Here is a 23735-nt window from a genome sequence, read left to right as displayed (position 1 = left end):
TTGGTATTATTCTTTAATTTGACTATTTGCTGTCGATGGCAATAGTTGTAATTTCAACGTAATGTTCTGGTTTCACCATCGATTTAACGGCAATGGTGGTATTGACCGGGCGTATATCGCCAAATTTATCATTAAATGCTCGACAATAATCATCAAAATGTTGGAAATCTGTTAAATGTGTTACTGTGCTGACAACATCAGTCAGTTCTGCACCAAGTTCTTTTAAATATTTCTCAATTTTTTCTATGATAAATAGAGTTTGCTCGTAAGCATTTTCTCCCATAACATTTCCATCGCCATCTGAGGCGACACATCCTGCAATAAAGATTTGATTGCCAACTCTTTTTCCTCTTGAATATCCCATTTTATTTTCCCACGGGGAGGGGCTGAATACTGTTTTTCTAACTTCATGAGATGACATAAATACTCCTATAAATGAAAATATATAAGAAGAAAATTTGGGAATAATAAATTAATTTAAACAATTTATTCCATTAACTAAAAAATATCCGTAAATCAATGTAGTATTAATAAAAGTATACAAAGTCTGATATGTCAAATAAAACTAATTATTAAAATGGAATAATTGTTTATTTCCTTATTAAAAAAATGAATAAATATTTTATCTTGACAATAAAATTGTTTTTTATGGAAAAATTTCTATTATTATTGAATTGGTTATATATTAAAGAGATGAATCTGGTTGTATTTCGACTATTTTGTATTTGAAAGTCACCTTAGTTGGAACTATACATGATGATTAGGTTGTCTTAATTTTGATGAAAATTTTATTTGTTAATAAAAATGGATAATTTAAAGAGTGAATAAGATGGGTATAAAATAATAATTGTTAACTGATGATGGGGTGGATATGGGCGTTTTTATTTTTATTGAAGTAAGACCGGTTGAATGTTAAGCGATTGATTATATTAGAAATTTAGGGTTTTCTCCTGTATTGTTTACGTCAATGGAATCGATGAATAAAGGATTATATGATGATTTGAAGACGGAATTATTTGATAATGTTTATTATTTAGATACGAGAAGTAGTACAGATATCATTAATTTAATTAAAGATAACTGCATTCCTATTGCCGCGATCTTGGGCTGTTATGATGATTTTATGATTGTTGCGTCTGAAGTGGCGTTAGAATTTGGTTTACCTCACCCGGATATCAATGGTTTGAGGAATGCATTTAGTAAGAAGAATGTTAGGGATATTCTGGCGCAACATGGTTATGAACAACCTGCCTATGCGGTTTTTCCTTATAATAATATTCCAGAAAATCCTAAAGTTCCTTTTCCGTTTGTTATTAAGCCACTTCGTGATGCGGGGGCTTATGGAGTATCACTTTGTAAATCTCTAGATGATTACCGCCATGTAATTTCAGAAATTTCATCTAATGGCACAATGTCGATGCTTGGAAAAGTCAATGAGGAGTTCTTGATAGAAGAGTTCCTGCAAGGAAATTTTTATGGCGCGGAATTAATTTATAGTCATGATGAATGGCATGTAATTGGTATCAATAGAATTTTTGTTTCTCCTGACGATGACCTGTGTATGATAGGTTTATCTCATCCTGCTGAGCTGCCTGAATTTGAGTTTACAATGGTTTGTAAGCTTATTAAAGAGTGGGTAACTGTTTTGGGATTACGAGGTGGCGCAATAAATGTAGAATTTATTTATACCTCACGCGGGCCAGTATTGGTTGAAATTAATTTACGTATAGCGGGCGCTAGAGCGGCTCAACAGATCTTCATGACCTCTGGGATTAATATGGTTAAATACTTGGTCGATTTTGTTTGTGGTATCGAGAGTTCTATATCACCAGAATCGGAAAGAGTTTATCCATTTGTCGCTGATGCATTTGTTTTTTATCGTGGTGAAGGGATGGTAAATGATATCAGGATAGATGCTGATATTCCTTATTTCATCTCCGCAGGATTTAAAAAAACACCTTTTACTATTTCATTTAAAAGTGAAAGTTCATCGAAAAGTAAAAATTCATCAAAAAATAAAAACTTTGGTTCTATTGTCGGTTATGTTCTGGCTTATGGTAATAGTTGTGAGGAAGCGATGGAAAATGCGACACGTATTGCTAGCAGCGTACAGTTAAAAACAAATTAATAAGAGATCATCATTATGGCTATTTTAATGGGGTTGATTTCAGCATTGTGTTGGGGAAGTACTGATTTTTTGGCAGGACAAGTGGCAAGAAAAGTCGGCGTTGCTAAATCTTTATTCTACAGTCAGCTATTGGGAGTGTTAGAAATTCTGTGTCATTCCAGTAATATATCTCAAAAAGGAATGACAAATGACTCAATCTTTCGATTTCGACAAAGCCCTGAAAGCACTTCAGGAGGGTCAGGCACTGACCGGTAAGAATGGCATCCTGACCCCATTGATTAAGCAGCTTACTGAAGCCGCTCTGGCTGCCGAACTTGACTCCTATCTGGCTAATGACCTTGAGGCCAACCGGAAGAATGGTTCTACCAAAAAGACCCTCAAAGCCCCGACCGGCAACTTTGAACTGGCTACACCACGGGATCGTAATGGGACTTTTGAGCCCCAACTGGTTAAGAAGCACCAGACCACGTTATCAGACGAGATAGAGCGGAAGATTATCCGCCTGTTTGCCCTCGGGATGAGCTACACCGATATCAGCCGGGAAATCGAAGACCTATACGCCTTTAGCGTTTCCAGCGCCACCCTCAGCGCCGTCACGGACAAGGTGCTCCCCGAGCTAAAACAGTGGCAGCAGCGCCCGCTGGAAGCCATTTATCCCTTTATCTGGTTGGACGCCATCCACTACAAAATCCGTGAGGAGGGTCGTTACGTCAGCAAGGCTGTCTATACCGTATTGGCGCTCAATCTTGAGGGAAAAAAGGAAATCCTTGGGTTGTATCTGTCTGAAAGCGAAGGCGCAAACTTCTGGCTATCCGTGCTGACAGACCTGCAAAACCGCGGACTGAAAGATATCCTCATTGCCTGTGTTGATGGTCTGACGGGCTTCCCGGAAGCCATCAACAGCATATACCCGCAAACGGAGGTGCAGCTGTGCGTCATTCACCAGATCCGTAACTCCATCAAATACGTGGCTTCAAAGCACCATAAAGCCTTCATGGCTGATCTGAAACCCGTGTATCGTGCGGTCTCAAAAGACGCCGCAGAAAGCGCACTGGACGAACTGGAGGCGAAATGGAGTCAACAGTATCCGGTAGTCATCCAGAGCTGGCGTCGTAAGTGGGGTAACCTGTCGGGTTATTTCCGCTATCCGGCGGGCATCCGCAAGGTGATTTACACAACCAATGCCATCGAGTCAGTCCACCGTCAGTTCAGGAAACTGACAAAAACTAAAGGGGCGTTCCCGAACGAAAACAGTCTGATGAAACTGCTTTATCTGGGGCTTCTCAATGCACAGGAAAAATGGACAATGCCAATACAGAGCTGGAATCTAACGCTGTCGCAACTCTATATTTACTTTGAAGGACGTTTGGATAATGTGATAACGTTATAACCGCTCAATTAACGTGACACAGAATTCTGAACGCCCTCCAGCTATTTGGTTTTTTTGTTTTATCGTTGCTGCTGTTTTTTTATTTTGAGATGTCGTTTGTTAATGCAAGCTTCTTGCAACTGACTATATGTGTTGTTGCTTCGGTTTGCAATTTAATGGCAATGGTGTTTCTGCTTAAAGCGTTATCGATCGGCAAAGCCTCTATTGTCGCGCCGATTGTTTCGCTTTATGGGGCCGTTACCACGATTTTGTCACTGATAAATGGGAAACCAATGACCGCTTTGGTTTTGTTTAGTCTATTTATTTGTGTTGTTGGCGCCTGTCTAACCAGTATACCGAAATCAAAAGATGGACAACGAGAATCATCTGGTTCAATTTTCTTCGCGCTTTTATCTTCATTGATGTTTGGTTTGGGCTTCTGGCTGCAAGGGGAATTTGCTGTTAAAGATCTGGGTGTTATCAATGCATTATGGGTTTACTATTTAACCGCTGTGGTTCTTTTGTTCCTCACGTTGTTACAAAAAGGGAATTTATCGTTACCGCCGATTTCAATTGTTGCTCTGGTTTTTTCAATTAGTTTCTTTAGTTTGATAGGGTTTGCTTCATTAGCTTACGGCTCTGCTACGGGACATGTTGCAGTTGTTACCGTTTTGAGTTCATTGGCAAGTGGCGTCACTGCGTTATTAGGTTTTTTTATTCGCGGAGAACGGTTGAGCCAAATTCAGTGGATGGGCATTGTGATAATAATAGTGGGTGTTATTCTTTTGAAATTATGACGTTTATGATAGTTTGTTTCCCCGAATTCTTCGGGGAAACAGTGAAATAATTACATTGATTTAGGCGCTAGCTTGATTATTTCATTTGATGATTTTCACTTTTCTCTATTATGACCTTTTTATTTTGCTGATGATGCTCTAATGCCGCTATGGATGAGTAAATGAAACGGCCAAATAACATCAGAAAGCTGATAAGTAAAACCAATTTAATTATCTGAGATCGTTTCTTTTTTTTCATAGTTTAAAATCGCTATATTGATTCCTCGGCTATTTCTAATTGCCAACCCGTAACGTTATGCCAGTAACCTTGCTCTTTTTCCAGATCGAGCTGCATCAGCGTGTTTTCTGATAAATAATTATAAGGCAGGTAGAGCGCCCAATGACTATCATCAGTAACAAGTCTGAGTGATTCAGGGGTGGTTGTGGATTGACGTTGATTATTGAGTAACGTTGCCAGACGTAGGATTTGAATTAATGGCAGATACTGTTTTTTCTTGAATAAATTGAATCTTGGTAAATCATCCAGTTTTATTGTTTTGCGATGACAGCGAACCAAGGTTGCCAACAGTAATTGTTGTTCCTGATTAAAGCCCGGCAAGTTGGTGTTTTGCAGAATATAGGCAGAGTGTCGTTGTAATCCGCTTAAGTTAATACTTAATCCAACTTCATGTAGCATTGCCGCCCAGTGTAAAATCGCTTCGAGTTGAGGTTGTACCAGTTTGGGATTCTGCATTGCCCACTGTTGGTAAAGTGTTTCAGTCGTATTAAGTACGCGCTTGGCCTGTTCTCTGTCGATATTATAGTGTTCAGCTAAACTTTTGGCGGTTCTTTGGCGAATATCTTGATGACGGAAGCGGCCTTCCATTTCATACAAAACACCTTCACGTAGTGCGCCGTCTGAGAGTTGTAGCGTTTTTATGTGCAGAGCATCGAATATACCGCATAAGATAGCCAGACCAGGAATAAAAAAATGTTTGCGATCGTCTGATAATCCAGCTAGGTCAAAGGTTTTTAACTTTTTGAATTTGAGTATTTCTTTGACTAACATCTCCAATCGTTCAGGAGTGATTAATCCGTCTTTTTCTCCCATTGCGACCAGTACTTCATATACGGCTTTAATTGTCCCTGATGCGCCAAGTGCTGAGTTCCAGCCGGTGATGCGGTACTGCCATGAGAGATTTTCCAGTTTTTGCGCAGCTTCGAGCCGCGCTCTGCGGAATTTTTCTGCGCTAATTTCGTCATCGGGAAAAAATTGGTGGGCGAAACTAATGCATCCCATTCGGCGGCTTTCTACTAATAATGGTTCAAAATTCTCACCAATCACCAGTTCTGTGGAGCCGCCGCCAATATCAATCACCAGTTTACGGTCTTTTTCTGGTTGCGTATGTTCCACGCCCATATAGATTAGACGGGCTTCTTCATGGCCGGAAATAATTTCAATCGGGTAGGGGATAACGTCTTTAGCGCGTTTGATAAATTCTTTTGCATTACTGGCTTCACGTAAGCTATGAGTGCCCACCAGACAAACATTATCAGCAGGAAAGCTTTGTAATCGTTCTGCGAATAGAGCCAGACAAGCAAGACCGCGCTCCATCGCTTCTTCGCTTAGTCGATTGTTGTGGTCAAGGCCGTCGGCAAGATGGACGCGTTGTTTTAAGCGGCCCAGGATCTGAAATGCACCGTTAACAATTCGTGCGATAATCATATGAAAACTGTTTGAGCCCAGATCAATAGCCGCGATTTCTATTGGTCTGGGTGTTGGCTTGTCGTGTGTTAGCGGCATAGATTAAGCTCTTGGTTCAGGTTGTTCGAGGGCTTTTATATAGTCATAAATAGCCAGTTGTGCCCGGATTTTCCGCTTATTTCCTCGTGGCACATAACTATTGCTCAGTTCTTTATCAACGTAACGGGCTTTGACCGTATCATTGAATTGTAATTCGAGAATATCCAATACCCGTTGTTTTAATTGTGGATCAAGTAGGCAAACCGCAACTTCAATTCGGTAGTCGATATTACGGGTCATCCAATCGGCAGACGAAAGAAAGACTTTTTCATCTCCGTCATTAGTGAATACGTAAACCCGATCATGTTCGAGGAAACGGTCAACGATACTGATGATCTGAATATTTTCGCTAAACCCGGGCTGATTGGGCACCAGTGAACACATACCGCGTATCAGCAGACGTATTTTTACCCCCGCTTCTGAAGCGTCGTATAAGCGGTCCACCAGCTCTTTATCAACCAGATTATTAATCTTTAACGTAATGCCTGCGGGCTTATTTGCTTTGGCGTTGGCGATTTCCTGTGAAATAAGCTGGTTGAGCATCGCACGGGAATTTTGCGGCGAAACCATCAGGTTTTCAAATTTAACCGGACGGTAGGGATTTTCAATGAAGTTGAATACCCGGCGCACTTCGTTAGTAATTTGTGGATTGGCTGTCAGCAAGGAGTAGTCGGTATAGAGGCGAGCTGTTTTTTCATTAAAATTACCCGTACCAATATGGGCATAGCGAACAATTTCTTCGCCTTCCAGACGGGAAATAAGGAACAGCTTTGCGTGAATTTTTAGTCCCGGTGCTGAGAAAATGACATGTACACCCGCTTCGGTTAGTCGTTTGGCCCAATGAATATTGGCTTCTTCATCAAATCGTGCCTGTAATTCAACCACGACGGTCACTTTTTTACCGTTATGGGCAGCATGGATCATGGAATCAATAATGCGGGAGTCTTTTGCTACCCGATAAATATTGATCTTGATGGAAAGTACACTTGGGTCGAAAGAAGCCTGACGTAATAATTCCAATACATGTTCAAAGGTGTGATAGGGATAATAGAGCAGCACATCTTGTTCACGAATCGCATCAAAACCGTTGCGGAAATTATCAAACCAGGTGTGTCGTAATCTCGGCAAGGGTTTATTGAGTAGATTTCTCTTCCCCTCATTGGGGAATTTAATGAAATCTTTAAAATTGTGATAGCGTCCGCCAGCAATCACTGAGTCATCGTTTGACAAACCAAGTTTGCTACGCAGTAATTCCACCATTTCGTCTGGCATTTCTCGCTGGTAAACGAATCTTACCGGTTCCGCTGTCAGCCGTTGTTTCAGCGTGGATGACATCAGTTCGAGCAAGCTTGATTCCATCTCTGTGGCTAGATCATATTCAGAATCACGGGTCATTTTCATTGAGTAGGCGTTCAGGGAATCATAATCGAAAAAGCCTTTGAAAATTTCATCAAGACAATAACGCATAATATTGTCTAGCAGGATCATCGATTTGCGGCGGTGCGGCATTTCAGGTGGCAAGTTAACAAAACGTGGCACCTTATCTGACGGAATTTCCAATAGCGCATATTGAATATTCTGGCCGTGGACAATTTCAACTGCCAGATAAGTGTAGTCATCTTTCAGAAATTCAACCAGGTTGGTTTCTGGATTGATTAAGATTGGCGTAGTATGTGGCCGCAGATGTTGACGAAAATATTGACGTAACCAGATTTGTTGATTGGGTGAAATTTGTCGTTCATTGATTAGAAAAATTTGATTACGAGCGATTTCTAATAGCAATTCATTATAGAGCACATCAAATTCTTGATCGGTTTTAGCCACTTTAGCCTGAATTTTTTTCAGTACATTTCGAGCGCTGGTGGCCGATCCCCGTTCTTCATTAATTAATATTCGCCGTTTCACATCAGCAAAACGGACTTTGTAAAATTCATCCAGATTATTGGAGTAAATACCAAGGAACCGCATCCGTTCTATTAATGGATTGCTCTTATCCGCTGCTTCTTGAAGCACACGTTCGTTGAATGATAACCAACTAAGTTCTTTCTCGGTATAGAGCCTGTCTTGGGACATTGTTACTCCAGGTGTTAAGGTAAAAGTATTAAAACTTTGAATACGACAGGGCGTCGTTTGTCGCTATATTTCTGTCTGTAATTGCTGACTCATTTTTTCATCTTCCTTGGATACAAAATATTGATGTTGGAAAACGCACATGCGAATGGCTGTGTGGTAACTACCATTAATAAAGAATTCGTCTATTAATTCGCCTTCAGTATAGAAACCTAGCTTATTATAGATGTGAATGGCCTTGGCGTTCTCTTTATCAACAATCAGGTAGAGTTTATACAGATTAAGGACGGAAAATGCATATTCCATTGCCAGTTTTGCCGCTTTGGTTGCATGACCTTGGCCTTGATGTGCAGGAGCGATAATAATCTGAAATTCTGACCGGCGGTGGATATAGTCGATTTCGACTAATTCAACTAAACCCACTTTGGCGTCAGAGCTTTCGATAATAAACCGGCGCTCGCTCTGGTCGTGAATATGTTTGTCATAGAGATCGCATAGTTCAACGAAAGCTTCATAAGGTTCTTCGAACCAGTAACGCATAACGCTGGCGTTGTTATCTAATTGATGGACAAAAGGGAGATCTTCCCGTTCAAGGGGACGTAACCTAACAGGTGGGGTATGAGAACCACCAGACATTTGGCACCTCAGTGTTTTTAGTAAGGAACATAATTAATAATAGTTCGCAGTGCCGGGTATGTTACCACAGCACTGTAATTAGCCGTTAATATACCCATTAGGGTATAAGTAAATTATTCCGCGGCATAGCCTTCTGGAGGGAGAATCTTTCCATCCAGATACGCTTTGCCATTAACCATACTTAGGCGCCCTTCGATAAACCAGTTGATAACTAACGGATAGATGTCGTGTTCCTGAGTCTGAACTCGTTTAACAACCTCATTTTCCTGATCACCGGCAAAAATAGGAACTTTAGCTTGCAGGATCACCGGACCGCCATCCAGTTCTTCTGTTACAAAGTGGACGGAAGTACCGTGCTCTGTATCACCATTTTCTATCGCTTTGCGGTGAGTATGCAGGCCGGGATATTTGGGCAACAGAGAAGGGTGAATGTTTAGCAAGCGGCCAAGATAGTGCTGAACAAAATCTGGCGTCAGAATACGCATATAACCCGCGAGGACCACCAAATCTGGTTGATACTGATCAATGGCATGTTTCAACGCTTCATCATAAGCCTGACGATCTGCATAGTCTTTCGGGCTAATAACATGAGCGGGAATATCCGTCTGTTTAGCGCGTAACAGACCGTAAGCATTTGCTGTATTGCTAAATACCGCGCAAACCTGACCATTGATTCTGTTCTGCTGGCAGGCATCAATCACCGCCTGGAGATTGCTTCCGCTGCCAGAGATGAGTACAACGATACTTTTCATTTAATAACAACCTGTTGTTCACCCTCTTGCAGTGTCGCGATAGAGCCGATATGCCAGGCTTTCTCACCGGCGGCAGTGAGTAATTCAATAGCGTGTTCAACGGCTGTTGGTGGTAATGCAATTATCATCCCGACACCACAGTTGAATGTACGGTACATTTCATGACGGCTAACATTACCTGTCTGTTGCAACCAATTAAATATGGCCGGCCATTGCCAACTGGATTCGTTAATCTGTGCCTGGGTATTTTCAGGTAGAACACGTGGAATATTTTCCCAGAAACCGCCACCGGTTAGATGAGCAATAGCGTGAACATCAACGTGTTCAATCAAGGATAAAAGGGATTTCACATAAATTTTTGTCGGGGCGAGCAGGTGATCTGCCAGTGATTTACCTTCAAGCTCGGTTGCTTCTGGATCTGTGTTGCTGACGGCCAGAATTTTGCGTATCAGAGAATAGCCGTTTGAGTGAGGGCCGCTGGCGGCAAGGGCAATCAAGGCATCACCTGCTTGAACCTTACTGCCATCAATGATTTCTGATTTTTCAACCACGCCAACGCAGAAGCCAGCAACATCATAATCTTCGCCGTGGTACATCCCCGGCATTTCTGCGGTTTCTCCACCAACCAGAGCACAGCCGGATAATTGACAGCCTTCCGCGATACCGGTGATAACGCTGGCGGCAGTATCAACGTCCAGTTTCCCGGTTGCATAGTAATCGAGGAAAAATAGGGGTTCTGCGCCTTGAACAACCAAGTCATTAACGCACATTGCAACTAAGTCAATGCCGATAGTGTCATGGCGTTTGAGATCCATTGCCAGACGTAACTTGGTGCCGACGCCATCAGTACCAGAAACCAGAATGGGTTCGCGGTATTTTTGTGGTAATGCGCATAAAGCGCCGAACCCGCCTAAACCACCCATAACTTCTGGGCGACGGGTCTGTTTTACAACACCTTTAATACGGTTGACTAAGGCATTACCAGCGTCGATATCGACACCAGCATCTTTATAACTAAGAGAGGTTTTGTTGGTCACTCGAAGCCCCCAAGGCGGTTGCGTTTGATAAATTAAGACAGAATAGTAACAATTCTAACAGTCTAAGCAAACGTTTGCGAGACTCTTGTTTAGGATCAAAATTCTCGCAAGTAGGGCTGTGTTTGATGAAAATCAACGGATTGGTAGTGGTGTTATGGGTAAAAGAGGGTATAATCTCGCGGTTTTTTTGTCTGCTGGCGACATGACATACAGTAGGAGAAGTCCATGAAGATCGTTGAGGTGAATCACCCACTTGTTAAACATAAACTCGGTCTGATGCGAGCGAATGATATCAGCACCAAACGCTTTCGTGAACTGGCCGCAGAAGTTGGAAGCCTTCTGACTTATGAAGCAACTGCTGATTTAGAAACTGAAAAAGTCACTATTGATGGCTGGTGTGGTCCGGTGGCAGTTGAGCAGATTAAAGGTAAAAAAATAACTGTCGTACCTATTCTGCGTGCGGGGTTGGGGATGATGGATGGTGTATTGGAGAATGTTCCCAGTGCCCGGATCAGCGTCGTAGGGGTTTATCGTAATGAAGAAACCTTAGAACCTGTCCCTTATTTCCAGAAACTGGCCTCCAATATTGATGAACGTATGGCTCTGGTGGTTGACCCTATGTTGGCAACCGGCGGCTCTATGATTGCAACTATCGATTTACTGAAAAAAGCCGGCTGCCAGTCGATTAAAGTTCTGGTTTTGGTGGCCGCGCCTGAAGGTATTGCCGCGTTGGAAAAGGCCCATCCTGATGTGGAACTGTATACAGCCTCTATTGATGAGAGACTCAATGAACAGGGATACATTGTGCCTGGCTTGGGGGATGCAGGCGATAAGATATTTGGTACGAAATAATAAGTTAGCCGACTTTTGAGTCGGCTTTTTTTGGTTCTAACGCAAGAATATTAAGAGGATAAATTAAGATGACCCGTCGTACGATTGGAATAGATGAGCGGCCTCCTTTTTTACAGACCATTCCACTCAGCTTCCAACATCTTTTTGCTATGTTTGGTGCGACGGTATTGGTGCCGATTTTGTTTAAAGTCAACCCAGCGACAATTTTGCTGTTTAACGGTATCGGTACATTGTTGTATTTGGTGATTTGTAAGGGAAAGGTTCCGGCATATTTGGGATCGAGTTTTGCTTTTATTTCGCCGGTTTTATTGTTGTTGCCGCTGGGATATGAGTTGGCTCTAGGCGGGTTTATTCTGTGCGGTGTGCTATTTTGTCTGGTTTCACTGATTGTCAAGGTGGCAGGGAGAAGTTGGATTAATGCGCTGTTTCCGCCTGCGGCAATGGGGGCGATTGTGGCTGTTATTGGTCTGGAACTTGCTGGTGTTGCGGCTGATATGGCGGGTTTGCGTCCGGCGGAAGGCGCCAGTATTGATCCAACAACATTGACAATTTCTCTGGTAACGCTGGCGGTAACCGTGCTTGGTTCAGTGATGTTCCGTGGGTTTCTGGCCATTATCCCGATTCTTATTGGCGTATTGGTAGGTTATGCGTTGGCGTTTCTGATGGGGGTAGTTGACCTGACGCCAATACGTGAAGCGCCGTGGTTTGCATTGCCAACTTTTTATACCCCACGTTTTGAATGGTTCGCTATTATGACGATCTTGCCTGCGGCGCTGGTTGTGATAGCGGAGCATGTTGGTCACTTAGTTGTGACGGCGAATATTGTGAAAAAGGATTTGTTAAAAGAGCCGGGTTTGCATCGTTCTATGTTCGCAAATGGTTTATCAACTGTGATTTCCGGTTTCTTTGGTTCAACGCCGAATACGACTTATGGCGAGAATATTGGTGTCATGGCAATTACCAAAGTTTACAGTACCTGGGTTATTGGCGGTGCTGCGATACTGGCGATTTTGCTCTCCTGCGTCGGTAAATTGGCGGCGGCAATTCAGGCCGTGCCGGTTCCAGTCATGGGCGGTGTATCGCTGTTGCTTTATGGGGTTATTGGCGCATCAGGTATTCGGGTGCTGATTGATTCCAAAGTGGATTATAATAAAGCACAAAATCTTATCCTAACTTCTATCATTCTTATCATTGGCGTCAGTGGGGCGAAAATTAATATCGGTGTCGCTGAACTTAAAGGTATGGCGCTGGCAACGATTGTAGGTATCGGGATGAGTTTGATTTTCCGACTGGTCGCTATTTTCCGTCCCGAAGAACGATATATTGAATCTTCCGTTGAATCTGTTAATCGGAATCATTAACTGGAGCAATAAATTCGATTCATTACCCCCGCTTTGAATGATTTTATCAGGGAAGAGCGGGGATGGGTTGAGTAATTAATCTTATTCCGTGGAGGAGATTAGGAAAGCAAATATCTCCACGTTTAGGCACGAACATCAGTAATTAAGCTCCTGATTATTTGGAGTCACTCTTTCGTCGGCATGAGCAGTATAAGCAGATAAGCCATTTAGTAAGTTAGATTCAGTCAATCGTTTCTTGGCGGTTTTTTGAATAATTGATCCTTGTTTACTAATCTTCTCAATGTCTACAGCATCGCCTGCTTCAAATTTGGGTATTATTTTGAACATACACAAGAAAGCCATTATCGAGGGTGTTAGGTTTTAGTTATGGAGTAAAAAAGGAGCGAAAAGCTCCCTTCAAGTGTTTATCGGACTACGTACCAGTTTGGTTTTTCATTGAGATACTGAACAGTACCCTCTCTTTCGGATTTTTTTAGGGCGCTGTAAGCAGCTCTCATACGTTCCGCTTTTTTAGCTACCGCTTCTTCGAGTTCAAGCTTTTCTTTTTCAGCTTGTTCGTTATGTATGTATGACATAACCCCTCCCGTTTGGATCTAACTTATCTATTATGGTAAAGCCGTTTTGTGTCACAAATCGATATATATACCGCTTATAGACCCTGTTTAGTCGCTCATCTGCGGCTAGTAAAATGTATCCACTAGGGCTGACCGCATTATAGTGCTCATTAATCAGCCTTTCAACTGCGTACATAATCCCTATCATCTGATTATGGTTATTTGTAGGACACCTCTCAAATAGAGTGTTGTTATCTAAATTGTTTTTTGCATCAAATGAGACTTCGAAAAAATTGTTTAAATCGAAGCTGTAATTTTCAGGTAAAAAGACAGAAGAATCTCCCTTTGAAATAATCTCCATTATAATCAAGGTATATTCCACGCCAGACACCTCAAAATCTGAGATATGTGCTTCGCCATATCCGAGATTCTCTATTTTAAATGGCATAGATTTTCCTAAAATTTCAACGTGTTGAAACTGTTATTTTCAATATTCTTCAATCAATTGATTTCAGCGCAGTATAATACAGAATCTCTTGTTCAAACTTAACGTGAAAGATAAATGCGTGCGGCGCCGCAAAAAAAAGAGGTTACAAAGTCAGTTAGCGATATCTGTTAGTCAGAAGTAACAGGTATCGCTTTAATTTTATGCTTGTTCTGATTTCAAATTAATTAATCAGGTACCGCTTATTCATTGAAATTGCGGAAGATAATCACGGTTTATCATTAATACGTCATCCAATAGTGGTGAAGCAATGTCTACGTCGGCAACCAGTGGATTGGTGATCAGCGCCAACAGTGCGGCGTCGCGGTCGCCATGAACTGCTGCTTTGATCGTCAAACGTTCGTAAGTTTTTATCTGTTGTGTCAGAGGATACATACTGTCAGGCAGGCGGCCGAACGTTAGCGGGTGGGCGCCTTCTGCATTAATAATACAATTGGTTTCGATGACGGCATCGTCCGGTAAACCCCGAATAGCGCCGTGGTTTGTGGTATTGACTACCAATTGGCTATCGAGATTGTTATGAATGGCGCAAATCAGATCCAGTGCAACCTCAGAATAGAATGCGCCACCGCGGAAACTGAGTTGCTCTGGCTTATGATCAAGTTCTGGATCAGCGTACAGTTCAAATAGTTCCTGTTCTACTTTCATCACTTGTTCTGCCCGGGTGCCTTGTGCGACAGCGGCTTCGTGCTCTTCCTGTAACATATTGCGAGTTTGGTAGAAGTAGCGGTGATAAGGGCAAGGGATTGCGCCTAGTGCCTTAAGTAGTGGAGGAGGCCAGGGCGCTTCTTGAATATTATTCATGGTTAATACTGCACCATTACATAGCATATCAAGTACCTGTTGAGTTTTATCCTGACCTGCAACCAGTACTTGGTGTACCCAGACCATATGATTCAGCCCGGCAAAGTGTAACTGCACATCTTGATAAGGGCGTTGTAGCATATTAGCTATCATGTGATGCATTGTGACTGGGACATTACATAGGCCGATAATTTTTGCTTTGCTATAGCGGGAAATTGCTTCGGTGACAATCCCGGCTGGATTGGTGAAGTTAATAATCCATGCGTCCGGTGCAAGTTGTTCAACTTTATGGGCAATATCCAGCAAAATGGGGATGGTGCGTAATGCTTTGGCAAAGCCGCCTACGCCGGTAGTTTCCTGACCGATCAAGCCATATTTTAGCCCCAGACGTTCGTCCGCAGCGCGAGCCGGAAGCTGGCCGACACGTAATTGAGTTAAAATAAAATTAGCCCCGCGAATGGCGTTATCTGGTGTGAAATGGACGCTGACAATAACGTGTTCCATGCCATGACGAGCTAACATACGGCGAGTAAGCGCGGCGATAATTTCTACTTTCTGTTTTCCACTGTCAATGTCAACTAATGCCAGTTCAGATAGTGGAATGTTTTTTTGGTGTTGAATAAGCCCTTCGACTAATTCAGGGGTATAACTGCTACCGCCGCCAATAACGGCTATTTTGATTCGTTTCATACCTTTTCCTCTTGTGATGGTATTCGGCGATAGAGTTCAATCATATCGCTGGCAAGATCTTGAATAACCATTGCGTTCATTAAATGATCTTGCGCATGGACAGTGATGAGATTGACAGGTAATTTACCGCAGCCTTCATCCAATCCGATGAGGGTGGTTTGAATCGTGTGTGCTTCTTTAATTGCTTGTTGGGATTCAGCCATCAGTATTTGTGCTGTCTGAAAGTCACTGTTTCTGGCATGTTGTAATGCCATTAGGGCGTGACTGCGCGCACTTCCGGCATGAACCAATAGCTCTACAATAGTTTTTTCTAAATCAATGGCTTGTCCTAAATCCATGTGTAAATCCTCCGAAAATTAGGGTTGGGATTGAGTTTCTACACCGGTGGATGCTGTGTTTTCTCGCTGTTTATTTTCTTCGTTGACCAACTGTTTTTCATAAATTTTGAAGAAGGGATACCAGATAAAGAGGTCGATTATCATTAGTATGAACACTAGCACTGCCGCACGATAATCCCAGGCAGCGGAAATCATTGCGCCGAATGGCGCCGGCGTAGTCCAGGGGGAAAGGGCGACCATTTTATGCACTAGGCCAAGATGCAGAGTGCTGTAGGACAATACTGCATTGACCAATGGCACAACCAGTAGTGGAATGAATAAGGTTGGATTCATCACAATCGGTGAGCCAAATAACAGTGGTTCGTTAATATTGAATATGGACGGAACCACGCTCAGTTTTCCGATAGTACGCAAATGTATAGAACGGCTGCGCAGATAAAGGAACGCCAGAACCAGCGTAGAGCCAGAGCCGCCAATACAGATATAAAACGACCAGTAAGGGTCAGTAAAAATTTGTGTTGTAGCCGTACCTTGAGCCATTAATGTTGCATTGGCGGCAATATTTGCCATAAAAATAGGGGCCATCAAGCCAGTGACAATGTTGGCGCCATGAATACCGGCAAACCACAGTAGGTTAGCAATGAGTAGCGCCAATATAATGGCGGGCAGAGTATCACCGATGGAAATGAGTGGATGGAACATCTGCATTATGGCTGCGGGAATAAGTAGATTGAATTCACTCTGTAATAGCAAGCTGGCAGGATAAACTGTCAACAAGATACCTATGACTGGGTACAGAAGTTCAAAAGAACGGGCAATTGCTGGCGGCACTTGTGTTGGCATTCGGATGGTGATGTTATATTTTTTTAGTAAACGTGTTAGTTCAACTGACCAGATAGCGCAAATTAATGCGGTAAATACACCCGTGCCACCGAGGAAATCGAGAGCTATTTTGTTTTCTATCTGTGGTGCTGCTGCTAGCAAAAATGCCATTAGTGACAGTAAAGCAGAAGTTAGTCCGTCCAGACCGTAGGATTTAGATAAACTGTAGGCGGTGCCGACCGAAACAAAGACACTCATTAATCCCATAGTCATAAAGTAAGGCATAGTGATGGTGCCCCAGTGAGTTTTGGCAAAGGACAACCAAGCTTGGCCGAATGAGGATGCAGTCTGTAAATCGAAGGGTGGGTTTGCCACAATTAACATCATGCTGCCGATGATCAAAAATGGCATGGCTGAGATAAAGCCGTCACGTATTGCAATGATATGCCGTTGGTTACCGATTCGCCCGGCAATCGGGATAATATAGCTTTCTAAGACGCGCGTAAAAGAGGTATAGAGACTCATGGGAGGACTCCGAGTGGTGGTGAAATTGCTTATTCCAATAGGCTTAATGCTTTATCGAGAACCTTATCACCACGAAGAGAGCCATAATCCATCATGTCAATAACGTCGATTGGCTTACCGAGTGGTTTGGCGATAGCGGAAAGATGGGTTAATTGATATCTCACCTGTGGGCCGAGTAAAACAACGTCAGCGTCGGCTATCTGGTGTTCTAATTCAGCCGTGGGGGCAGCTTTGATCTCAATGTCCAATGCCCGTTTTATCACTTCTGCTTGCATACGTTGTACCAACATGCTGGTGGACATACCGGCCGCACAACACAATAGGATTTTTTTCATTGCTAAGTCTCCAGTTTGTTATACCGTTTCTTATGAGATAAGTGGTTGATGAAAGCTTTCACTTTTTATTAAGACTAGCAATTTATGTTAAATATGTTGCGATTTTGTTCGCATATTAATCAAGAATAGTTTAAGGAATAGGGATAGAATGTGATCTTCGTTTGTATTGTACCTAGGTAGTGTACATAGCGTGAAAATGTCAAATTATATAGGACGTTGCAGCGAGATTTTTCACTTATGGAATAAGAGTGAGTGTTTGGATACAGTAAATATTGGCAACTGGTGATGAAGCAATGCTAAAGTTAATTCCTGAAGTAGATTTCGATATCAAACTTAACATGACAGAGAAAAATGCAGAAAACACTCAGGCTTTCATTGAACGCGGAGTGAAAGACTTTTCTTTGCCTGGATTTGTTACTCCACATGGTTACCGCTTACTGACATCTGTTTCTGGCAATCAATATAGATTGGTGACTGATGCAGATATGCCGGGGACGGTTTACGCGGTAAAGCTCGAATTTATGGAACAGATTGTTCCATCAAAAAAACATGCACACAGATACTTGTGTGGCGTACGGTCCTTCCTCAACATGACGGGGCTGTGCGAGGTTTACCACAAGAGTTTTTTAAATTTTTCCTTGAAAGATACTCCATTGTTGTGTCTGACAGTGAGCAAACGCTAGATGGACGTAGGTTTTGGGAGCGTATGATTGCTTGGGCTATCAGCATTAGTGGGTATCATGTGTATGTTTCTGATGGCGCCAAAGAGGAGCGTCCACTGAACCTGATTACCTCATGGGACGACTTCTATGGAACTTGGGCTAATTATTGCTGGGGTCATGATAAGGATTATCACTATCATCGCCTTTTGTTATCAGTAAGGAGCTATTACATTGATCTTTGCTAAGAATGAATAAAACTCACTATCTGATGGCTTTTTCTTAAATAATATAGCTCTTAAATAACATAATTCTTAAATAACATAGGACTGAAAACTTAGATTTTTCCTGCTTTTACATGAGGAATATTTTATAGGAATTTGCGGTCCGTTCTGTGCTATGACGAGATATTATGCGCTTCTGGGACTGGAATGGATTTAACTTATTGAATCCTAAAAATAGTTTTTTTATTCTTTACCTATACAGTTCATTTACAACTATTTTCTGTGATAAACTTGTTGGCGTTTATTACCAGCTCTGTTTGAGGTGCTTCTGAACACACCATCGCAGCTTTCGTTACCTTTGTATCTTCCCGATGATGAAACTTTTGCCAGTTTCTTTCCGGGGGAAAATGCCACCCTGTTAGCTGCAATCAAATTGGCCATTAATCAGCCGCATGGCAGCTATATTTATTTTTGGTCCCGTGACAGTGGGGGCCGAAGTCATTTGTTGCATGCCGCCTGTGCTGAGTTGTCCCTGAAAGATGAAGCTGTGGGTTATGTTCCGCTGGATAAACGTGCCTATTTTATCCCTGAGGTGCTTGATGGCATGGAACACTTATCACTGGTTTGTATCGATAATATTGAGAGTATCGCTGGTGATGAAGAGTGGGAAATGGCGATTTTTAATCTTTATAATCGCATTCTGGAGATTGGCCGCACTTGTTTGCTTATTAGCGGCGATCGTCCACCTCGCCAGATTAATCTTAAGTTACCTGATTTGGCTTCTCGTCTGGATTGGGGGCAAATTTATAAATTACAACCGCTTTCCGATGATGAGAAATTACAAGCTTTGCAATTGCGAGCGAAGTTACGCGGCTTTGAATTGCCAGAAGATGTAGGTCGCTTTTTACTGAAAAGATTGGACAGAGAAATGCGGACTCTGTTTATGGCATTAAATCAGTTAGATCACGCTTCGATAGTGGCCCAGCGTAAGCTGACGATTCCATTTGTGAAAGATATTTTGCATCTTTGAAGATGATGATGGTGGTGTCACCATCATCATATCTATTCTTATCAATCAAGAAGTTCTTTTACTTTTTCCGGTGGGCGCCCAAGTCTAGCTTTATCACCGCAAACGACGATTGGGCGTTCAATCAGTTTAGGATTGGCAATCATCGCTTCCAGTAAATCATGCTGAGTGAGTTTTTCATCAGCCAGATTTAACTCCTTGTATAGATCTTCTTTCGTTCTCATCAATTGGCGTGCATCATGGAAACCAAGCTGTTCTAGCAGAACGGATAATTGCTCTACAGTGAGAGGAGCCTCCAGATAGAGAATAATCTGTGGTTTAATTCCCCGTTCTTCAATAAGAGCCAAAGTTTCACGGCTTTTGGAACAGCGGGGATTATGATAAATCGTCACCTGTTGCATGAGAATTCCTTAACGTTTGTATTGACTATAACGCTGTTGTAGCTGGCGTAATTGATCGATACGAGCATCATAACGTGCTTGATCGTAACTGCCTAATTTTACGAGTGCGCTGGCACTACTGAGATACTTGATGGCATTGTCAAATTGACCGCGAAGTGCCATTTCTTCAGCATACGCTGATAGTTCTTCATGGCGTTTGCCTTGTTTGGCGGCGGCTTCGGCCATCAGGCGCCAACCGTTTGGATCATCTGGGTTATTGAATGTATAGCGGTGGAGCAGCTTTAAAGCTTGTTGATATTGTTTTGCGTGAATAAGCGCATTAGCAAGATTAATTTGTAATACCAAATTGTCCTTTTGTTTTTGCAAGGCGTTCTGTAACCGGGTGATAGCTTGAGCAATTCGGTTCTGTTCAATGTCGATATCAGTCATTGTGTCAATAAACCAGACATTATCCGGCTGTTTTGCTAATAGTGGTTCCAAAATAGCCCGTGCCTCAGTGTATTTTTTATCTTGAGAAAGCAAGATTGCCCGGCCATAAGCGGCGGCAAGTTGCTCTTTAGCTGTGCCTCTACGGTAATTTTCTAAAATTTGCTCAAGATAGCCGCGTTGCTCTGTGCTGTACATGCCCATAACCCGGACTCTGGCGAACAGAAAATCTTGAGATTGTGGAATGTTCTGGGCCGGATATTGATTAGCACGGTTACGCGCATCAGCAAGACGGCTGTCAGGTAACGGGTGAGTGAGTAACATTTCCGGTGGTTTAGAACTGTAACGGGTTTGATCTACCATGATTTGCATAAAAGCTGGCATACCTTGAGGATCAAAGCCAGCTTTACGTAGTGTCTGCATGCCAATGCGATCAGCTTCTTGTTCATTGGATTGAGTAAAACTGATCATGCCTTGTTGTACACCGGCAAGAGTACCACTGAGGGCTGCCATCCCTGCTTGTGGGTTAGCCATTAGCAAAAGGATAGAACCCAACGTGCCTGCCCAGGCTAATGGTGCTGTACGTTGCTGATCTTCCATCATTCGTGCCAGGTGGCGTTGAGTGACGTGAGAAATTTCGTGAGCCATTACGGAGGCAAGCTCGCTTTCATTACGGCTATAACGAAAAAGTGCGGCATGGAGTACCACATTTCCGCCAAAGAAAGCGTAAGCGTTGATATTCGGGTTATCAATCAGATAGAAATGGAAAGGCGTTTTAACCGAGTCAGCATGAGCCACTAACCTCTGTCCAATGGCATTAATATATTGTGTTAACAATGGGTCATAAATCAGCGGAGCGTTGTCACGCATCTGGCGAACGTAAAAATCTCCCATTGCTAGTTCCTGATTGATGCTCAGGACTGAACCTGCCGTGGTGCCGATATCTGGCAATGAATCTTCAATAGAGGCGCTGAGAACAGGGGGACTTGTGAGCAATAATGTATTGATTAATATTGCTGTCAGAGATTGATTAGACATTATTTTCATAAAACAAAAGTGCTCTCATTTGGCCATCGTCTTAGATAATGCGTGTATGATAAATAAGGGTACCTTAAAATTAATCAATTAGTACAATTTTTAAGAAAAATAGAAATATGAATATTGCTATCAAGGAGCCTGGTCAATGCTGGATATGATTATACAGTGGTATCGCCGTCGGTTTACTGATCCGCAAGTTATTGCGTTATTTGTCATCCTTTTAGCAGGGTTTTGCATTATTTATTTCTTACATGGCATTTTGGCGCCTTTGCTGGTAGCGATTGTTCTTGCCTACTTGCTGGAATGGCCGACTGCTAAACTTGAAAGATTGGGATGTTCGCGCACAGTGGCTGTTTGTATTGTGCTGATTATTTTTTCCGGTATTAGTTTGTTGGTTATCTTTATTGTCGCGCCAACCGCATGGCAGCAGGGGATTAATCTGTTGTCAGATATACCCAATATGCTTAATCGGTTTAATGAATATGCCCAAACATTACCGGCCCGTTATCCGGTTTTGGTTGATGCTGGCATCATTGATGTGATGGCTGAAAATCTGCGTAGTAAGATTTCAACTGCCGGGGAATCTGTGGTGAAGTTTTCGGTGGCTTCATTGATTGGTTTATTAACGCTGGCTATCTATCTGATTCTTGTGCCGTTGATGGCCTTTTTCTTGTTAAAAGATAAAACCCAGATGCTGCAAGCATTGCAACGGGTCCTGCCGCGTAACCGCATTTTGGCCGGGCAGGTATGGCGCGAGGTGAATCAACAAATTACTAACTATATTCGGGGTAAAGTCACCGAGATGGCGATCGTCGGTATTTGTACCTACGCGGTGTTTGCCTTTCTTGGATTGGATTATTCATTGCTGCTTTCTGTTTTGGTTGGGCTATCAGTGTTAATTCCCTATGTGGGGGCGCTTATTGTCACGATTCCTGTTGTATTGGTTGCGCTATTTCAATGGGGAGTCGGGACAGATTTCTGGACCTTGATTATTGCTTATTTGGTCGTTCAGGGGCTGGATGGTAATTTGCTGGTGCCGATTTTATTCTCCGAAGCGGTGAACTTGCACCCTTTGGTAATCATTCTTTCTGTGATTACTTTTGGTGGTTTGTGGGGATTCTGGGGCGTATTTTTTGCTATTCCGCTGGCGACGCTGATTAAGGCGGTGATCCATGCATGGCCGGAAGAGATAGTTATAACAGAAGACGATGAAATAAAAGAGTAAATCTATTTTTAATGATACTGGTACCCGTATTAGAAGAAGCACGGGATGGGGATATCCCTCCCGTACTTGCCTTTGGCATCTTGAGCTGTTAAATGAGCGTGATTAAATTTTGAAGCATTTTCTATTTAAGGATGCTGTTTCAGATAATCCACCACGACTTGGTGGTGATCACTGGTCTTAAATTTATCAAAAACGTGCTCAATATTGCCGTTGGTATCGATCAGGAAACTGATACGGTGCATACCGTCATAGGTTTTTCCCATAAATTGTTTCTCGCCCCAGACACCAAACTGTTCAGCAACTTGATGATCCTCATCGGACAACAATGTGAAGTTCAGCATTTCTTTCTCCACAAAGCGTGACAATTTACTTGGGGTGTCTGTGCTGATGCCTAGCACTTCAACACCGGACGCCTTTAATGTATCCATTTCATCGCGCAGACCACAAGCTTGTACAGTACAACCAGGAGTCATTGCTTTAGGGTAAAAATAGACTAAAACACGCTGACCTTCGAAATCAGATAAATTGATTGTTTCTCCATCTTGGTCAGGAAGGCTGAACTGAGGGGCCTTATCACCGGCTTTCAGTGGGTTCATCCCGTATTCTCCGTTTAATCTTTCAACTAAAGTGGTTCAAGAATACTAATACTGCCTTGTGCATTTAGATCTGTACATAGCTTATTAAACGCCTGCTTAATAATTATGCCGTCATCCTCTAATAGACTATGGGCAGTAATCTGGATCTGCAACCGAGCAGGGATATTGCTTTCCGGTGGATGTGTTTTTGATACCAGTTCAGCAATATTAAAATCTTGTGTGGTAAATAGATTGGTAAACTGCTCGACAATACCGGGTGAATCATCAACATCGACCTTAACGGAAACCGTGGAAGGAAATGTTGTATGGGCATCGCACTTTGTGCGTTTCATGACGATAAGAAGATCGAGCTCGGCTCCTTTCTGTGGCAGTGAAGATTCAATCATTGTGATAGCGTTCCAGCTACCGGAAAGCAGCATAATGAAGGTGAATTCCTCACCAAACATGGCTAAGCGGCTGTCTTCAATGTTACAACCACACTCACTCACAAGACGAGTAATGGTGTTGACGATGCCAGGACGGTCAGCGCCTAAAGCGGTTATAACGAGAAAATGTTGTTGTGATTGTGGCAAAGTCACTTTTCCTTCTCTGCTATGGTTTCGTTAAGGTAAACATAAAAAGGCTATACTGCCAAGGCCAATTGCACCAAAGTTGTTCTATTGTGTTCCCATATTGTGTTCCCATTCACTGACATTGAATTTCAACAAATTACTTTGATTATCACTTCTTTTTAATGGGGGTTATCTGGTATTAACAAAATTCATTGAAATTCCGTGTTAAA

General features: G+C 42.5%; 25 protein-coding genes and 1 pseudogene. 8 read left to right on the top strand and 18 right to left on the bottom strand.

Annotated elements, in window-relative coordinates; translation table 11 throughout:
- Positions 1–22 precede the first annotated feature (22 nt).
- Positions 23–421, bottom strand: coding sequence for a RidA family protein (locus tag B0X70_RS13950; RefSeq protein ID WP_217469600.1), 399 nt, complete (start codon positions 419–421; stop codon positions 23–25).
- A 555-nt stretch (positions 422–976) separates the two neighbouring features.
- Here B0X70_RS13950 and B0X70_RS13945 point away from each other — a divergent pair.
- The 3 genes from B0X70_RS13945 (at position 977) to B0X70_RS13935 (ending at position 4294) form a co-directional block, all read left to right on the top strand.
- Positions 977–2128, top strand: coding sequence for an ATP-grasp domain-containing protein (locus B0X70_RS13945; RefSeq protein WP_217469599.1), 1152 nt, complete (start codon positions 977–979; stop codon positions 2126–2128).
- Between the two features lie 187 nt (positions 2129–2315).
- Positions 2316–3518, top strand: a complete 1203-nt coding sequence (locus tag B0X70_RS13940) for an IS256 family transposase (protein WP_105395447.1) — start codon at positions 2316–2318, stop codon at positions 3516–3518.
- Positions 3519–3673: 155 nt separating this feature from the next.
- The gene (locus B0X70_RS13935) at positions 3674–4294 is read left to right on the top strand and encodes an EamA family transporter (RefSeq protein ID WP_246593296.1); all 621 of its coding nucleotides are present in this window, start codon (positions 3674–3676) and stop codon (positions 4292–4294) included.
- Positions 4295–4370: 76 nt separating this feature from the next.
- On the opposite strand, the gene B0X70_RS25970 is transcribed toward B0X70_RS13935, so the two are convergent.
- The 6 genes from B0X70_RS25970 to purM form a co-directional block, all read right to left on the bottom strand.
- Positions 4371–4532 carry a YfgG family protein gene (locus B0X70_RS25970; RefSeq protein WP_105397102.1) on the bottom strand — a complete coding sequence of 54 codons (162 nt, stop codon included), beginning with the start codon at positions 4530–4532 and terminating at the stop codon, positions 4371–4373.
- Positions 4533–4544: 12 nt separating this feature from the next.
- Positions 4545–6077, bottom strand: a complete 1533-nt coding sequence (gene ppx, locus B0X70_RS13930) for an exopolyphosphatase (protein ID WP_036805121.1) — start codon at positions 6075–6077, stop codon at positions 4545–4547.
- A gap of 3 nt (positions 6078–6080) precedes the next feature.
- Complete coding sequence (ppk1, locus tag B0X70_RS13925) at positions 6081–8150, bottom strand: polyphosphate kinase 1 (RefSeq protein ID WP_036805124.1); 2070 nt, start codon at positions 8148–8150, stop codon at positions 6081–6083.
- Positions 8151–8213: 63 nt separating this feature from the next.
- Positions 8214–8783 carry a spermidine N1-acetyltransferase gene (speG, locus tag B0X70_RS13920; protein ID WP_110087418.1) on the bottom strand — a complete coding sequence of 190 codons (570 nt, stop codon included), beginning with the start codon at positions 8781–8783 and terminating at the stop codon, positions 8214–8216.
- Between the two features lie 113 nt (positions 8784–8896).
- Entirely contained in the window at positions 8897–9535 is a 639-nt protein-coding gene (gene purN / locus B0X70_RS13915; RefSeq protein ID WP_217469598.1) for a phosphoribosylglycinamide formyltransferase, read from the bottom strand.
- Positions 9532–10572 (bottom strand): phosphoribosylformylglycinamidine cyclo-ligase, encoded by a 1041-nt coding sequence (purM, locus tag B0X70_RS13910; protein ID WP_036805134.1) that lies wholly within the window; start codon positions 10570–10572, stop codon positions 9532–9534. The genes purN and purM overlap by 4 nt, the downstream gene beginning before the upstream one ends.
- 225 nt (positions 10573–10797) lie before the next feature.
- On the opposite strand from purM, the gene upp reads away from it, so the two are divergent.
- Both upp and uraA read left to right on the top strand, forming a co-directional pair.
- On the top strand, positions 10798–11424 hold the full coding sequence (gene upp / locus B0X70_RS13905; protein WP_036805138.1) for a uracil phosphoribosyltransferase: 627 nt from the start codon (positions 10798–10800) through the stop codon (positions 11422–11424).
- Between the two features lie 68 nt (positions 11425–11492).
- A complete protein-coding gene (gene uraA / locus B0X70_RS13900) occupies positions 11493–12785 on the top strand; it encodes a uracil permease (RefSeq protein WP_046393819.1) in 1293 nt (430 codons plus the stop codon).
- Positions 12786–12920: 135 nt separating this feature from the next.
- Here uraA and B0X70_RS13895 read toward each other — a convergent pair whose 3' ends face one another.
- The 7 genes from B0X70_RS13895 to B0X70_RS13865 all read right to left on the bottom strand — a co-directional run bounded on the left by B0X70_RS13895 (position 12921) and on the right by B0X70_RS13865 (position 17358).
- Positions 12921–13112, bottom strand: a complete 192-nt coding sequence (locus tag B0X70_RS13895) for a hypothetical protein (protein WP_052739579.1) — start codon at positions 13110–13112, stop codon at positions 12921–12923.
- Positions 13113–13189: 77 nt separating this feature from the next.
- Complete coding sequence (locus B0X70_RS13890; protein WP_157297551.1) at positions 13190–13360, bottom strand: hypothetical protein; 171 nt, start codon at positions 13358–13360, stop codon at positions 13190–13192.
- Positions 13344–13787 carry a hypothetical protein gene (locus B0X70_RS13885; RefSeq protein ID WP_036805148.1) on the bottom strand — a complete coding sequence of 148 codons (444 nt, stop codon included), beginning with the start codon at positions 13785–13787 and terminating at the stop codon, positions 13344–13346. The genes B0X70_RS13890 and B0X70_RS13885 overlap by 17 nt, the downstream gene beginning before the upstream one ends.
- A 243-nt stretch (positions 13788–14030) precedes the next feature.
- Entirely contained in the window at positions 14031–15338 is a 1308-nt protein-coding gene (locus B0X70_RS13880; RefSeq protein WP_217469597.1) for a 6-phospho-beta-glucosidase, read from the bottom strand.
- Positions 15335–15676 carry a PTS lactose/cellobiose transporter subunit IIA gene (locus B0X70_RS13875; RefSeq protein ID WP_217469596.1) on the bottom strand — a complete coding sequence of 114 codons (342 nt, stop codon included), beginning with the start codon at positions 15674–15676 and terminating at the stop codon, positions 15335–15337. The genes B0X70_RS13880 and B0X70_RS13875 overlap by 4 nt, the downstream gene beginning before the upstream one ends.
- 18 nt (positions 15677–15694) lie before the next feature.
- The gene (locus B0X70_RS13870; RefSeq protein WP_040153508.1) at positions 15695–17023 is read right to left on the bottom strand and encodes a PTS sugar transporter subunit IIC; all 1329 of its coding nucleotides are present in this window, start codon (positions 17021–17023) and stop codon (positions 15695–15697) included.
- Between the two features lie 29 nt (positions 17024–17052).
- Positions 17053–17358 (bottom strand): PTS sugar transporter subunit IIB, encoded by a 306-nt coding sequence (locus tag B0X70_RS13865; RefSeq protein ID WP_036805159.1) that lies wholly within the window; start codon positions 17356–17358, stop codon positions 17053–17055.
- A gap of 293 nt (positions 17359–17651) precedes the next feature.
- Between B0X70_RS13865 and B0X70_RS13860 the strand changes: the two are divergent.
- Together B0X70_RS13860 and hda are read left to right on the top strand one after the other, a co-directional pair.
- A pseudogene (locus B0X70_RS13860) lies at positions 17652–18255 on the top strand (hypothetical protein).
- A gap of 308 nt (positions 18256–18563) precedes the next feature.
- Positions 18564–19271 (top strand): DnaA inactivator Hda, encoded by a 708-nt coding sequence (gene hda, locus B0X70_RS13855; protein ID WP_011146972.1) that lies wholly within the window; start codon positions 18564–18566, stop codon positions 19269–19271.
- A 41-nt stretch (positions 19272–19312) separates the two neighbouring features.
- Here hda and arsC read toward each other — a convergent pair whose 3' ends face one another.
- Together arsC and bepA are read right to left on the bottom strand one after the other, a co-directional pair.
- Positions 19313–19669 carry an arsenate reductase (glutaredoxin) gene (gene arsC / locus B0X70_RS13850; RefSeq protein WP_040153506.1) on the bottom strand — a complete coding sequence of 119 codons (357 nt, stop codon included), beginning with the start codon at positions 19667–19669 and terminating at the stop codon, positions 19313–19315.
- Positions 19670–19678: 9 nt separating this feature from the next.
- Positions 19679–21142, bottom strand: coding sequence for a beta-barrel assembly-enhancing protease (bepA, locus tag B0X70_RS13845; RefSeq protein WP_040153505.1), 1464 nt, complete (start codon positions 21140–21142; stop codon positions 19679–19681).
- Between the two features lie 136 nt (positions 21143–21278).
- Here bepA and B0X70_RS13840 point away from each other — a divergent pair, with 136 nt between their 5' ends.
- Entirely contained in the window at positions 21279–22358 is a 1080-nt protein-coding gene (locus B0X70_RS13840) for an AI-2E family transporter (protein WP_036779716.1), read from the top strand.
- 125 nt (positions 22359–22483) lie between these two features.
- Here the strand turns inward: B0X70_RS13840 and bcp are convergent, their stop codons facing one another.
- Both bcp and B0X70_RS13830 read right to left on the bottom strand, forming a co-directional pair.
- On the bottom strand, positions 22484–22954 hold the full coding sequence (bcp, locus tag B0X70_RS13835) for a thioredoxin-dependent thiol peroxidase (RefSeq protein ID WP_036779718.1): 471 nt from the start codon (positions 22952–22954) through the stop codon (positions 22484–22486).
- A gap of 26 nt (positions 22955–22980) precedes the next feature.
- Positions 22981–23526: a glycine cleavage system transcriptional repressor gene (locus B0X70_RS13830; RefSeq protein WP_036779720.1), complete on the bottom strand. Its 546-nt coding sequence runs from the start codon at positions 23524–23526 to the stop codon at positions 22981–22983.
- Positions 23527–23735: the final 209 nt, after the last annotated feature.

This window comes from Photorhabdus akhurstii (assembly GCF_019090985.1).
Taxonomy (GTDB): Bacteria; Pseudomonadota; Gammaproteobacteria; order Enterobacterales; family Enterobacteriaceae; genus Photorhabdus; species Photorhabdus akhurstii.
Note: the sequence above shows the minus strand (reverse complement) of the source record. Positions and strands in the feature narration are given on the sequence as shown.